10 protein-coding genes are annotated in these 12,888 nt (G+C 70.0%); 3 read left to right on the plus strand and 7 right to left on the minus strand.

Going from position 1 to position 12,888, the window contains the following annotated elements:
• Positions 1–117: 117 nt before the first annotated feature.
• From ACO073_RS22790 to ACO073_RS22810, 5 genes are all read right to left on the minus strand, one after another.
• The gene (locus tag ACO073_RS22790; RefSeq protein WP_422000556.1) at positions 118–3,444 is read right to left on the minus strand and encodes an ATP-binding protein; all 3,327 of its coding nucleotides are present in this window, start codon (positions 3,442–3,444) and stop codon (positions 118–120) included.
• Positions 3,445–3,581: 137 nt separating this feature from the next.
• On the minus strand, positions 3,582–5,303 hold the full coding sequence (locus ACO073_RS22795; protein ID WP_422000557.1) for an ABC transporter permease: 1,722 nt from the start codon (positions 5,301–5,303) through the stop codon (positions 3,582–3,584).
• Positions 5,304–5,394: 91 nt separating this feature from the next.
• Positions 5,395–6,441 carry an ABC transporter substrate-binding protein gene (locus ACO073_RS22800; RefSeq protein WP_422000559.1) on the minus strand — a complete coding sequence of 349 codons (1,047 nt, stop codon included), beginning with the start codon at positions 6,439–6,441 and terminating at the stop codon, positions 5,395–5,397.
• A gap of 2 nt (positions 6,442–6,443) precedes the next feature.
• Complete coding sequence (locus ACO073_RS22805) at positions 6,444–7,505, minus strand: extracellular solute-binding protein (RefSeq protein WP_422000561.1); 1,062 nt, start codon at positions 7,503–7,505, stop codon at positions 6,444–6,446.
• Between the two features lie 2 nt (positions 7,506–7,507).
• Positions 7,508–8,572 (minus strand): ABC transporter ATP-binding protein, encoded by a 1,065-nt coding sequence (locus ACO073_RS22810; RefSeq protein WP_422000562.1) that lies wholly within the window; start codon positions 8,570–8,572, stop codon positions 7,508–7,510.
• Positions 8,573–8,658: 86 nt separating this feature from the next.
• Between ACO073_RS22810 and ACO073_RS22815 the strand changes: the two genes are divergently transcribed.
• Together ACO073_RS22815 and ACO073_RS22820 are read left to right on the plus strand one after the other, a co-directional pair.
• A complete protein-coding gene (locus ACO073_RS22815) occupies positions 8,659–9,447 on the plus strand; it encodes an enoyl-CoA hydratase (protein ID WP_422000564.1) in 789 nt (262 codons plus the stop codon).
• A gap of 118 nt (positions 9,448–9,565) precedes the next feature.
• Positions 9,566–10,747 (plus strand): CaiB/BaiF CoA transferase family protein, encoded by a 1,182-nt coding sequence (locus ACO073_RS22820; protein WP_422000565.1) that lies wholly within the window; start codon positions 9,566–9,568, stop codon positions 10,745–10,747.
• 18 nt (positions 10,748–10,765) lie between these two features.
• Here the strand turns inward: ACO073_RS22820 and ACO073_RS22825 are convergent, their stop codons facing one another.
• The gene (locus tag ACO073_RS22825) at positions 10,766–11,566 is read right to left on the minus strand and encodes an alpha/beta fold hydrolase (RefSeq protein ID WP_422000567.1); all 801 of its coding nucleotides are present in this window, start codon (positions 11,564–11,566) and stop codon (positions 10,766–10,768) included.
• Between the two features lie 39 nt (positions 11,567–11,605).
• Between ACO073_RS22825 and ACO073_RS22830 the strand changes: the two genes are divergently transcribed.
• Positions 11,606–12,349, plus strand: coding sequence for an SDR family NAD(P)-dependent oxidoreductase (locus ACO073_RS22830; protein ID WP_422000569.1), 744 nt, complete (start codon positions 11,606–11,608; stop codon positions 12,347–12,349).
• An 18-nt stretch (positions 12,350–12,367) separates the two neighbouring features.
• Here ACO073_RS22830 and ACO073_RS22835 read toward each other — a convergent pair whose 3' ends face one another.
• Entirely contained in the window at positions 12,368–12,871 is a 504-nt protein-coding gene (locus ACO073_RS22835) for a flavin reductase family protein (RefSeq protein ID WP_422000570.1), read from the minus strand.
• Positions 12,872–12,888: the final 17 nt, after the last annotated feature.

The following is a 12,888-nucleotide window of genomic DNA, read 5'->3' on the forward strand; positions in this document are numbered from 1 at the left end:
CTGCGTGGCGGGTCACTGGAGCGCGGACCTCCAGGTCCGCTCACGATCATGAGGCGGACCTGGAGGTCCGCGCCCCCGGCAAAGAGCATCCTGCTCTGGGAGGTGGACGGCTCCCGGTCAGCCCTGGCTCAAGGTCGCGAGAAGCGCGCGGGCCTCGGTGACGCAGGGAAGCGACGCGCCGCCGCGCAGCCCGTCGCAGGCCTCGGCCAGGACGTGGCGAGCCCGCTCGCGCGCGCCGCGCCGAATCAGAAGCGGCGCCAGCGCGCCGGCCGCCCGCAGCCGATAGAGGCCAGCCCCCTGCTCGTGCGCCAGCACGATCGCCTGATCGAGAAGCGCCTCGGCCGCTGCCGCGTCGCCGCGGCGATCCGCGACCAGCCCCTTCAGCCGCAGCAGGATGGGGACGGCGAACCTCTCATGGCGCTGCCCGGCGAGCGCCAGGGCGCGATCGAGGCACTCGCCCGCCTCGTCGACGGCGCCGGTCGCCAGCAGGCTCTCGGCCAGCGCGGCGTTCCAGGTCGGGACGTGGAGCTCCGCACCGCTCGCCTGCCAGGCGTGAAGGCCACGCCGCATGCGCGCGACCGCCGCCTGGTCCGGCCCCGACCCTGTCGCGGCCCAACCGCACATCACGTCGCCGACGGCCAGCCAGAACACGAGCCGGTGTTCCTCCGCGAGACGCAGGGATTCGTCGGACAGCCGGCCGCATTCGGCCGGGACGCCCAGCATGAACTGCGTATTGGCGGCAAGGTGATAGGCAAAGGCCAGAGTCAGGGGGTTCTCGATCCGCCGCGCGACGGCGAGCCCCTCCTCGATGAGCGCCCGCCCGCGATCGAAGTCTCCGGCGATCGTGCGCGCGAACCCGGCATAGACCCCGTTGATGACCAGCGGCGCTTCGCTGTGATCGCGGAAGCCGGCATCGATCGGCAACCCGGCGCAGGCTTCCATTCCCCGCTCGAACGTGTCGATCGCCTCCGCGAACCGGCCGAGACTGAGGTAGGAAGCACCCAGCGCGCGGAAGGCGAGGCTCTGTGCTTCCGCCGCCAGCGCGTCGCGCGCCAGTGCGCACAGCCGTTCGGAGACTTCGCGCGCGTTCTCGATGTCGGCGCGGTCGTAGATGCAGTTCCACAGGCCGCGCAGGCCCTGGAAGAGCTGCGCCGTGTCGCCGACCCGCTCGGCCAGCTCGACGATCCGCCGGTAGGTCGCCTCGACCGAAGCGGCCGCATAGCCGTGCAGCGCGATGCGCGGAACGCCGATCATGGCGAGGGCCCGCAGTTCCAGCGCGCCGCGCTCGGCGCCTTCCGGCAGGCTCGAGATCAGCCGCAGGGCGCGCTCGAGATGGTTGACGGCCTCGTGGTTGGCGTAGCGCTCGATGGCGCGCCTGCCGGCCTCCAGCAGGTAGTCGACGGCCTTGGGGTCGAGTCCGGCCAGCTCGGCGTGCCGCGCGACAAGCTCCGGCGGCGGCGGGCTCGCGAATCCCTCGAACGCCTCGACGATGCCGGCATTGATGCGGCGGAACTCGCTGCGCAGCAGGCTGTTGGCAGCGGCATCGCGGACCAGCGCGTGCTTGAACGTGTAGGCCGAATCCGGCGGCAGTCCGCGGCGGAAGACGAGCTCGGCCTCGACCAGGCGGTCGAGCGCGGCGTCGAGGTCGGCATCCGGCAGGCCGGCCACCGCCGCGACCATGCGATGGCTGAAGTTGCGCCCGATGCAGCCGGCGACCTGCGCCACGCGCTTGACCTCGGGCAAGCGGTCGAGACGCGCCATCAGCGAATCGTGCAGGGTCGCCGGCACGCTGAGATTGCCGTCGAGCCGCGGCAGCTTCTCGTCGTCCCGCGGTCGTGCCGCGAGCTCGACGAGGGCCTGCGTCAGCTCCTCGACGAACAGGGGCACGCCGTCGGTCCGGGTCAGGATCTCGCGACGGACGTCCTCCGACAGCCTGTCGCTGCCTTCGATCGCCGCCGTCATCGCCTCGACGGCGGTCCGGCCCAGGCGGTTGAGGACCAGACGCGTCACCTGGGGATGGCCGGCCAGCACCGGCTGGCCATCCGGCCGGCTGGTCAGCAGGAGCAGGATGCGATGGCCGTCGATCCGGTCGAGCACGAGGTGGACGAACTCGAGGGTCGAGGGGTCGCTCCAGTGCACGTCCTCGATCACGATCAGGACGGGCCGGACCCTTGCCAGCCCGAGGAACTGCTCGACCAGCGTCGCCAGGGTCTGGCTGCGCTGGATCTGCGGCGACAGGTTGAGCGGGCCGTAGCGCTCGTCGTAGGGCACGCCGAGCAGGTTGGCCACGAGAGGGAGCGCGCTCTCGATATGGGCGGCGCGCGGCCGGAGGAACGCGTCGATCCTGTCGAGGCGCGTCGCGGGCGTGTCCGCCGCCGACAGCCTGATGGCGACGGTGAGCTGCTGGCTGAGCGGCCACAGCGGACTGTCCAGATGATAGGGCGAGCACTGGAACAGCAGGATGGCGCTTTCGGACTGGCCCACGACATCGCGCAGCGCCCGCGTGATGCGCGACTTGCCGATGCCGGCCTCCCCGACCAGAAGCAGGCACTGGCCCTCGCCCTCCTGCACTTCCGACCAGCGCTCCCGCAGCAGCGCCAACTCCTGCTCGCGCCCGACCATGGGCCGAAGGTGGCGGCCGGCGCGCGCGTCGAATCGGCCGTCGTTTCCCGCGCGCTCGCGCTGCACGGCGAAGACCGCAAGCGGCGCGGCCAGCCCTTTCAGCGATCGCAGGCCGAGCGGCACCAGGTCGAACGACGACTGGACGAGCCGCTGCGTGGTGTCGGCGATGACGACTTGTCCCGATTGCGCAAGATCCTGCAGTCGAGAGGCAATGTTGGGCGTGCTGCCCACCACGGAGGCTTCCTGCGCCGAGCCGTGCCCGACCAGGTCGCCGACGACCACCAGGCCGGTGGCGATGCCGGCACGCGCCGCGAGCGTCTCGCTCTCGCCGATGCGCAGCCGGCCGACGGCGGCAACCGCCGCCAGGGCGGCCCGGACCGCGCGTTCGGCCCCGTCCTCATGGGCTTTCGGCCAGCCGAAATAGACCAGCACGCCGTCCCCCATGAACTTGGCGACATAGCCGTCGAAGCGGGCGATCTCGCCGGCCACGGCGTCCTGGTAGCGCCGCGTGATCTGGCGCATTTCCTCGGGATCGTGGCGCGTCGACAGGGCCGTCGAGCCGACGAGGTCGACGAACAGGACCGAGAGCTGCCGCCGTTCGGCCGGACCGGCGGCGGGCTCGGCCTCGACCGGCGGCGGCGCCGGGCGGGCGGCGGCGATGGCCTTGAGCAGACGGCGACGCTGCCCAAGCGCCACGCCGAGATCCTTGAGATCGTCGTCGGTGAGATCAGGCAGGACGTCGAGGTCGATCTGTTGCGCCTCGAGGACGGGGGCCAGCGCCTCCAGTCCCCGCGCCGTCAACCAGTCCAAAAGGGCGGTCATCCCGTGTTCCCTCTCCAGCGGGCCGGCGATGGATGATCCATGCGGAGCGCTCTGGCAAGGCTGTCGGGGAAAAAGCGTGCGCCGGCGTCGCGCTATGGTGGCGTCAGGTCAGCCAAATCCATGGGGCGGATCGTGCCTCAGCCGCCGGCGCGGGCGGGCAGGCGGCCGGCGTCGCGGCCGCCACCCAGCCGGTTGGCGACCGCGATCACCACCGTGGTGATGGCCACCATCGTCAGGCTGAGCACGGCGATGGCGCCGACGTCGCCGCTTTCCTTGAGGTCGAAGATCAGCACCGACAGGACCTTGGTCTCCGAGGTGAACAGGATCACGGCGGCCGACAGCTCGCGGATCACCGCCACGAACACGAAGCACCAGGTGGCGATCACCGCCGAGCGCAGCAGCGGTGCGGTGATGTCGGCCAGCGTCCGCAGCCGCGTCGCGCCCAGCATGCGGCCAGCCTCCTCGAGCTCGGGATGCACCGCGTGGAACGCCGAGGAGAGCTGCTGGTAGGCCGCCGGCAGCTCGATGGTGACGAAGGCGATCAGCAGGATCCACAGCGTGCCGTAGAGGGTGAGCGGCGGCCGCGTGTAGGCGAGGAACAGGCCGACGCCCAGCACGATGCCCGGGATGGCGAGCGGCGCGGTGGCGAGGAAGGCGAGCAGCCGGTGGCCGGGCACGGCGCGGCGGGCGACGATGTAGGCGATCAGCAGCGCCAGCAGCGCTCCCAGGGTCGCCGAGGCGGTGGCCAGCAGGAACGTGTTCTTGAGCGCCGGCAGGGTCGAGCTCAGCTCGAGAAAGGTGAACTTCACGTTGTGCAGCGTGATCGTGTCCGGCGTCACCAGGCGCGAGGCGACGCGCGAGAAGGCCGAGTTCAGGAGCGCCGCGTAGGGGAGGAAGAGCGGCATCGCCAGCACCAGCAGGGCGAGCGCGGCCGCCGGCCAGCGCAGGGCGCCCAGCGGCACCGTCCGCGGCTGGCCGTACTTGCCGCCCAGCACGGCATAGCCGCGGCGGCCGAGCGCCAGAGCCTGGCCGCGCAGCAACAGTATGGTGAGCAGCAGCAGCGGCAGGGAGGCGGCCGCCGCCAGCTCGGGCTTGGGCGGAAACTGGAACAGGCTCCAGATGCGCGTCGTGAGCGTGTGAAAGCCGGCGGGTATGGCGAGGATGGCCGGCGAGCCGAACAGGTTGAGCGCCTGCAGGAAGGCGACCAGGGCGCCGGCCAGCAGGGTCGGCAGGGCGAGCGGCACGGTGATGCGCGCCGCGGTCTGCCACCGCCCCGCCCCCAGCATCGACGAGGCGTCCTCGAGCTCGCCCGGCATGCGGTCGAGCGCGTTGGCGACCAGGATGAAGACGTAGGGGAACGTGTAGCAGGCGATCACGAAGATCAGGCCGGACAGCGTGTAGATGTCGAGCAGCGCCTCGTCGGCCGGCATGCCGGTGAGCAACCGCCAGAGCTGGTTGAGAAGGCCGGAGTTGGGCGCCGCCAGCATCTCCCAGGCGATGGCGCCGACGAAGGGTGGCGTCACCAGGCTCGCCATCACGAGCGTCCGCACGGTGCGGCGGATCGGCATGTCGGTGCGCGCCACCAGCCAGCCGAGCGGCGCCGCGACGGCGCAGCAGATCGCGCTCACCGAGACGGCGATGATCAACGTGGTGATCAGCGGGTCGACGAAGCTGGGATCGGTGAACAGCGTGACGAAGTTGCCGAGCGTCGCCGCGCCCTGCTTGTCGGACAGGCTGTAGACGACCAGCCAGCCGACCGGCAGCCCGATCATCACGGCCAGCAGCGCGACGACGGCGATCAGGACGGGACGAGAGAGATCGGGCCGGCGGCCGCTGTCGCGCCGAGCGCTTTCTGTCATCCTGAGCGAAGCGAAGGATCTCATGCCGGTTGCAAGCGGCGATGAGGTCCTTCGCTGCGCTCAGGACGACTGGATGGGCGGATGGTCGCCATCACACCTTGAAGATCCGCGCGTACTTCGCCTTGATCTCGTCCGCGGTCTTCTCGACGTCGGACGGATCCTCGCGGAAGGTCTTGATCGAGGCGAGCGGCGGCCGGCCGGCCTTGGCCGACACCTGGCGGTTTGCGGGGTACTGGCCGCTCAGGTTGACGATGAAGGACTGGCCCTCGCCCGACATGATCCAAGCGAACAGGAGCCGCGCGGCGTTGGGATTGGGCGCCGCCTTGAACACCGCCATCGGGTTGGAGATCTGCGGCGTGCCCTCGACCGGATGCACGACCTCGACCGGCGCGCCGCGCTCCTTGGCCATCCAGAAGAGATAGTCGCTGCCGTCGACGGCGATCGCGCGCTCGCCGGCCTCGACGCGCTTGGGCGGCTCGGTCGCCGACTGGACCTGCAGGACCTTCTGCTTCGCCAGCTTCTCGAAGTACCCCCAGCCCAGCTCGCGCGCGATCTGGTGCGTCGCCGTCATGATGGTGCCCGAGTAGCCGGGATGGCCCTTGACCAGCTTGCCGGCGTATTTCGGCGCCAGCAGGTCGTTGAAGCCCTTGGGCGCATCCTCGGGCTTCACCAGGGACGTGTTGTAGGCCATGGCCGACAGGTGCGTGCGCTGGTTGACGAACGCGCCGTCGGCGTCCCTCAACTCGGCCGGGACGTTCTCGGCGATGTCGACGGTCACGTAGGGCTGCAGCCAGCCCTCGCGCTTCCAGACGATGAAGTGCGCGGCGTCGGAGCTGTTGGCGACGTCGCAGCGGTGGATCTTGCTCGCCGTCTCCTGCGCCAGCCGGTTGAACAGGCGCTCGGCGCCGGTGCGCTCGACCGCGACCTTGATGCCGGGATACTTCGCCTCGAAGGCGCGGGCCATCGGCTCGGCGACCGACAGGTCCATCGCCGTGTAGTAGCTGACCTTGCCTTCCTTCTTCGCCGCCTCGACCAGGGCGGGCGTCACCGCCTCCGGCGGCGGCGCCGCCGAGACCACGCGGGCGCCGAGCGCGGCGAGCGCCCCGCCCGCCAGAACCGTCCGCCGTCGCAGGATCATGATCACACCTTGAACAGCTTGAGATAGCGGGCCTTGATCGCGTCCGCCTGGTCGGCGACGGCTGCCGCATCCTCGCGCAGGGTCTTGATGTCGGCGAGCTTGAGACGGTCCGGCCGATCCTTGACCCCGCGATGCACCGAGCGCAGGCCGCCGACGTCGACGTTCATCTGCTGCGCCGGCGCCGACATCGACCAGGCGTAGAACAGCCGGGCGGCATTGGGGTTGCCGGACCTGGCGAGGATCGCCGAGGGTCCGGTCACCAGCGGCGTGCCCTCGACGGCATAGACCGGCTCGATCGGCTCGCCACGCGCCTTGAACAGGCTGACCACGTATTCCGCGCCGTCGGCCATGACCGCGCGCTCGCCCTGGGCAACCTTCTTCGGCGGATCGGCGGCCGACTGGACCTGCATGATCTTCTGCTTGGCCAGCTTCTCGAAGTAGCCCCAGCCGAGATCGCGGCTGAGCTGCTGCGTCGCCGTCATGATGGTGCCGGAGTAACCGGGATGCGCCTTCACGATCTTGCCGACCCACCTGGGATCGAGCAGGTCGTTGAAGCCCTTGGGCGCCTCCTCGGCCTTCACGAGCTGGGTGTTGTAGGCGATCGGCGAGAGCGTCACGCGCCAGGACGCGTACATGCCGTCGGGGTCGTAGTGTTCCTTGGGGAAGCTGGCGATCACCTCCTCCGGCAGGAACGCCGCCAGCATCGAGGCGCGCTTCCAGACGATGAGGTGAGCGGCGTCGGAGCTGTTCACCACGTCGCAATTGTAGATCTTGCTCTGATACTCCTGGCCGATGCGCTGGAAGATGCGCTCGGCGCCCGAACGCTCGACCTTCACGGAAATGCCGGGATAGGCCGCCTCGAACGCCTTGGCGACCTTCTCCGCCACCGGCAGGTCGACCGACGTGTACCAGGAGAGCTTGCCCTCCTTCTTCGCCGCCTCGACGAGCGCCGGGGTGATCTTCTGCGCCTCGGGCGGGGCGCCGCGCGCCATCGTCGCGAACGACGCCGTCGTCGTCGCCGCAGCCCCGGCGAGCACCCGCCGTCGCGTCAGCCTGCTGGTCATGGTCATTCCTCCGCCAAAGCCCGGCATTGTTCCGCCGGCAGATGCAGCCACACCGATTGTCCCGCCGCGAAGCTGCGGTCCGGCGGCGCCGTGACGCGAAGCTCCGTGCTGTCCTCGAGCACGACCGTGTAGTCGCGCACCGAGCCGAGGAAGACCTGGCGCGCCACGACGGCACGAAGGTGGTTGTCCGCCGTCGCGGGCGGTTCGACGGCGAGCCCGATCTCGTGCTGGCGCATCGACAGCGTGACCGGCCGTCCGGCCTCGAGCCGCCGGCCGCTGGTCCGCAACGGGATACCGGCCACCGCGACGCGGCGGTCGTCGAGCGCCGGACCGCGCAGGATGTTGGCGCCGCCGATGAAGCGCGCCACGAACTCCGAGCGCGGGCGGGCGTAGATCTCCTCCGGCGGGCCGACCTGCTCGACCCGGCCGTGGTTCATGACGGCGATCAGGTCGGCGGTGGTCATCGCTTCCGCCTGGTCGTGGGTCACGTAGACCGTGGTGTAGCGATACTGGTCGTGCAGACGGCGGATCTCGAAACGCATCTCCTCGCGCAGGTTGGCGTCGAGGTTCGAGAGCGGCTCGTCGAGCAGCAGCGTCTCCGGCTCCACCACCAGCGCGCGAGCCAATGACACGCGCTGCTGCTGGCCGCCGGAGAGCTCGCCCGGATAGCGCGCCGCCAGCGGCTCCAGCCGGGCCGTCGCCAGGATCGCCTTGAGGCGGGCATCGATGGTCGCCCGGTCGAGCTTCCGGATCTTCAGCCCGTAGGCCACGTTCTCGGCCACCGTCATGTGCGGCCAGAGCGCATAGCTCTGGAAGATCATCGACATGTTGCGCCCCTCGGGCGGGACGGTGCGGCTGGGCGAGGACAGGACCCTGTCGCCCACGACGATTTCGCCTGCCGAAGGCTCGATGAAGCCGGCGATCAACCGCAGGGTCGTGGTCTTGCCGCAGCCGGACGGGCCCAGCAGGCACACGAGCTGGCCGTGCTCGATGCGCAGCGACACATCGTCGACCGCGACCGCCTCGCCGTAGCGCTTGCTCAGGCCCTTCAGTTCGACTGAGGCCACGTTTCCCCCTTGCAGGCACAATGCTTCGCTTCGCGCCGCCTGACAATGATGATGTATATTGCCGGCCGAATCGGAAGGATCGGTGCATGCAGGAACAGAAGATCTACGGCCGCCGCGAGGGCGCGGTCGGCCATCTCGTCTTCAACAACCCGGCCAAGCTCAACGCCGTGTCGCTCGACATGTGGGACGGGTTCGTCGGCATCCTGAAGGATTTCGCGAAGGATCCGGAGGTCCGCTGCGTGGTGGTGAGCGGCGCCGGCGGCAGGGCCTTCGTGTCGGGCGCCGACATCTCCAAGTTCGAGAGCGAGCGCGCCAACGCCGAGGCCCAGGAACGCTACGACGCCATCTCCAAGGAAGGCTACGAATCGCTCTACGAGTTCCCCAAGCCGACCATCGCCAAGATCACCGGCTACTGCATCGGCGGCGGCATGAACCTCGCCGCCTGCTGCGACCTGCGCTACTGCAACGAAGGCGCGCGCTTCGGCGTGCCGGCCGCGAGGCTCGGGCTGGGCTACGGCTTCCTGCGCATCGAGCGGCTGTCGCGCATTGTCGGCCTGCCGCGGGCCATGGAGTTCCTGTTCACCGCCAAGCAGTATTCCTCGAAGGAAGCCTACGACATGGGCCTGGTGAACGGCGTGGCCGCCGACGCCGAGCTCGACGCCATGGTCGCCGGCATCACCGGCGCGATCGCCCAGAACGCGCCGCTCACCATCGCGCTGGCCAAGGCCGCGGCCCGCGAGATCGCCAAGCCCGAATCCCAGCGCGACCTCGCGCGCCTCGAGCCGATGGCCGCCGCCTGCTTCGACAGCGAGGACTTCCAGGAAGGCCGCCGCGCCTTCATGGAAAAGCGCAAGCCGATCTTCAAGGGACGTTGATACGCGCACGCTGTCATCCCGAGCGCAGCGAGGGACCTTTGGGCCGGAGGAAGGGTCCCTCGCTGCGCTCGGGATGACAGAGCAAGAGCATCGAGAACACGAGCACGAGGAAACATCCATGACCGCCCTGCCGCTCTCCCACATCTCCGTGCTCGACCTCACGGCGCATCGCGCCGGGCCGACCGCGGTGCGCCAGCTCGCCGACTGGGGCGCGCACGTGATCAAGATCGAGCCGCCGTCGGAAGGCGGCACCGACGCGATGGGCGGCAGCCGGCACGGCTTCGACTTCCAGAACCTGCACCGCAACAAGAAGTCGATGACGCTCAACCTCAAGAGCCCGGAAGGCCATGCGATCTTCATGAAGCTGGCGGCCAAGGCCGACGTCATCGTCGAAAACTACCGCTCCGACGTGAAGCACCGGCTGAAGGTCGACTACGACACGGTGGCCAAGATCAATCCGCGCATCGTCTACGGCTCGATCGCGGGCTTCGGCCAGACCGGACCGGATGCGGCCCGCCCCGGCGTCGACCAGATCGCCCAGGGCATGGGCGGTCTGATGTCGATCACCGGCGAGCCCGGGCGCGGGCCGATGCGCGTCGGCATCCCGATCGCCGACCTGACCTCGGGCCTGCTGCTGGCCCAGGCCATGATCCTCGCCCTCTACAACCGCGAGCGCACCGGCAAGGGCCAGTGGGTCCACACCTCGCTGATCGAGGCGCAGATCTTCATGCTCGACTTCCAGGCCTCGCGCTGGCTGATGAAGGGCGAGGTGCCCAAGCAGGCCGGCAACGACCATCCCACCGGCACGCCGACCGGCGTCTTCCCGACCGCCGACGGCCACATCAACATCGCCGCCTCCGGCGACAATCTTTGGGAGCGCTGCTGCAAGGCGCTGGGCAAGCCCGAGATGGCCGACCATCCCGATCATGTGACGGCGGCGCTGCGCACCAAGAACCGCCAGCTCGTCAACGAGCGCATCGGCGAGATCACCCGGACCAAGCCGTCGGCCTACTGGCTGGAGGCGATGAACAAGGCCGGCGTGCCGTGCGGTCCGATCAACTCGATCGACCAGACCTTCGCCGAGCCACAGGTCCAGCATCTCGGCATCGCCCGGCCGGTCCAGCATCCGAAGCTCGGCGAGATCAAGGTGGTCGGCCAGCCGATCAACCTCTCCGACTTCCCCCAGCCCAAGGAACTCAAGCCGACGCCGGACCTCGGCCAGCACACTGCCGAGGTCCTGGGCGAGCTGGGCTACGACGCCAAGTCGATCGACGGGCTGAAGGCCGGCGGAGTCATCTGAGAGGGCGTCCGCGACCGGTCAGGCGCCGTCGACGAACGACCGGATCGCCCTCAGGAACGCGACCGGGTGCTCGACCTGCGGCATGTGGCCAGCCGCGGGGATCGTGACCAGGCGGCTGTCGACCAGCGACGGCCGCATCCGGCGGGCGCCCCGCCGGTCGGGCGGCGGCAGGCGGTCGGCCTCGCCGAACAGCAGCAGGGTGCGCACCGCGGGCGGCGGCAGTGCCGGCTCGTCGGACAGCATCAGGTCGAGCACGGCGTCGATCTCGGCGGCGGAGAAGCGGTCGAGCGCATTGGCGATGGCGCGCGGCACGTTGCGCCGGTCGTGGAAGGCCGTGGCGAGCGCGGCGCTGCCGTAGAGATTCCGCGCGTAGGTCGCGCGGATCATGCGGCGCAGCGGCGTGCGCCTGACCAGCCAGCGCACGCTGCCGGGATAGGCCGGGGGCGGATAGCCGTTGACCATCACCAGGCCCGCGCAGCGGTCGGCGGACGGCGTGCCGAACTGGGCGGCGTAGCGCCAGGCGATGGCGGCGCCCAGTGCATTGCCGACGACGGTGGCGCGCTCGACGCCGAGCGCCGCCAGCAGCTCGTCCAGCCAGTCCGCATAGGCGCCGAAGCTCGCCAGCAGGTCGCCCGGCACGCCGATCCCCGGCAGCTCCGGCGCCACGACATGGTGCGTGCCGGCCAGCTCGTCGGCGACCTTCGACCAGTAGGGCTCGGCGCCGGACCAGCCGCCGTGCAGCAGCACGATTGCCTCGCCCTCGCCGCCGGTCCAGGCTCGCGCGGTGCCGCGGCCCACCGGAAGGGTCTTCTGTTCCACGTGAAGCCTTCGTCACAGTCTTTTGCGGGAGAATAGAAGATGACGGCGAACAGAACAGCCTTGATCACCGGCGGCGGCCGCAACATCGGGCGCGCCTGCGTGCTGGGCCTGGCCGAGGACGGCTTCAACGTCGCCATCAACGGCTCGAGCGACCACGCGGCCTGCGAGAAGGTGGCCGCCGAAGCCGCTGCCCTCGGCGTCGAGGCGATGGTGGTGATGGGCGATGTCGGCGAGCCCGACGCCTGCCGGCGCATCGCCGACGCGGTGATCGCTCGCTTCGGCGCCGTCGACGCGCTGCTGAACAATGCGGCGCTGCGGCCCAACAAGCCGTTCCTCGAGATGTCGGAGACCGACTGGCGGCGAGTCATCGCCGTCGACCTCGACGCCGCGGTCTGGCTGTCGCGCGCCTGCCTGCCGCGCATGGTGAAGAAGGGCTGGGGCCGGATCGTCAACTTCGCCGGCATGAACGCGATCCATGGCCATGCCGGGCGTGCGCCGGTATCGGTCGCCAAGCACGGCGTGTGGGGACTCACCAAGGCGCTGGCCATGGAGTTCGGGCCGAAGAACATCACGGTGAACACCATCTCGCCGGGCCCCATCGCGCCCGACGAGGCCGAGCACAACGACTCGGCCGAGGCGCGGGCCCAGACGATCGCCCGCGTGCCGCTCGGCCGCATGGGGACACCCGTCGAGGTTGCCGCCGCGGCGCGCCTGCTGGTCTCCGACGCCGGCGGCTACATCAACGGCCAGATGATCCAGGTGAACGGCGGCGGCGCGACCTGAGGTCCGACCGCCGCTCGCTCAGCCGCCGTAGAAGACGTTGTCGCCGAGGTCCTTCATCTCGAGGATCGCGGCGTCGGGCCGGCCGGTCGGCGGCTTGCTGAGATGCGCGTCGACCACCTCGCCGACCACGATATGGTGGTCGCCCTGCTCGACGATCGTCGTCACCTTGCACTCGACGGCGCCCGGCGCCTCGACCAGCACCGGCGCGCCGGTCGTCCCCTTGCGGTAGGCCTGGCCGCTCAGCTTGCCGTCGCTCACGTCGGCCGGCCGGAAGAAGGTGAAGGCGAGGCCCTTCTGGTCCTTGCCCAGCATGTTGAGCGCGAAGCTGCCGGCCGCCTTGATGGTCTGGTAGGCGCCCGAATCGGTCTTCACGCCGACCACGACCAGCGGCGGCGCGAACGCCGTCTGGGTCACCCAGTTCACCGTCGCCGCCGCGATGTTGCCCTTTCCGTCGTCGGCGGTGAGCACATAGATCCCGTAGGGAATCATGCGCAGGGTCGTCTTCTTCGAATCGGCGTTCATGGCTTCCTCCGCTTGCA

The organism is Reyranella sp. (assembly GCF_965229815.1).
Lineage (GTDB): Bacteria > Pseudomonadota > Alphaproteobacteria > Reyranellales > Reyranellaceae > Reyranella.

What these genes read in the sequence shown, in the direction of transcription:
- ACO073_RS22830 (WP_422000569.1), top strand. Translation starts at nt 11,606, where the DNA reads ATGACGGCGAACAGAACAGCCTTGATCACCGGCGGCGGCCGCAACATC.
- ACO073_RS22800 (WP_422000559.1), bottom strand. Translation starts at nt 6,441, where the DNA reads ATGATCCTGCGACGGCGGACGGTTCTGGCGGGCGGGGCGCTCGCCGCG.
- ACO073_RS22815 (WP_422000564.1), top strand. Translation starts at nt 8,659, where the DNA reads ATGCAGGAACAGAAGATCTACGGCCGCCGCGAGGGCGCGGTCGGCCAT.
- ACO073_RS22805 (WP_422000561.1), bottom strand. Translation starts at nt 7,505, where the DNA reads ATGACCAGCAGGCTGACGCGACGGCGGGTGCTCGCCGGGGCTGCGGCG.
- ACO073_RS22790 (WP_422000556.1), bottom strand. Translation starts at nt 3,444, where the DNA reads ATGACCGCCCTTTTGGACTGGTTGACGGCGCGGGGACTGGAGGCGCTG.
- ACO073_RS22795 (WP_422000557.1), bottom strand. Translation starts at nt 5,303, where the DNA reads ATGACAGAAAGCGCTCGGCGCGACAGCGGCCGCCGGCCCGATCTCTCT.
- ACO073_RS22835 (WP_422000570.1), bottom strand. Translation starts at nt 12,871, where the DNA reads ATGAACGCCGATTCGAAGAAGACGACCCTGCGCATGATTCCCTACGGG.
- ACO073_RS22820 (WP_422000565.1), top strand. Translation starts at nt 9,566, where the DNA reads ATGACCGCCCTGCCGCTCTCCCACATCTCCGTGCTCGACCTCACGGCG.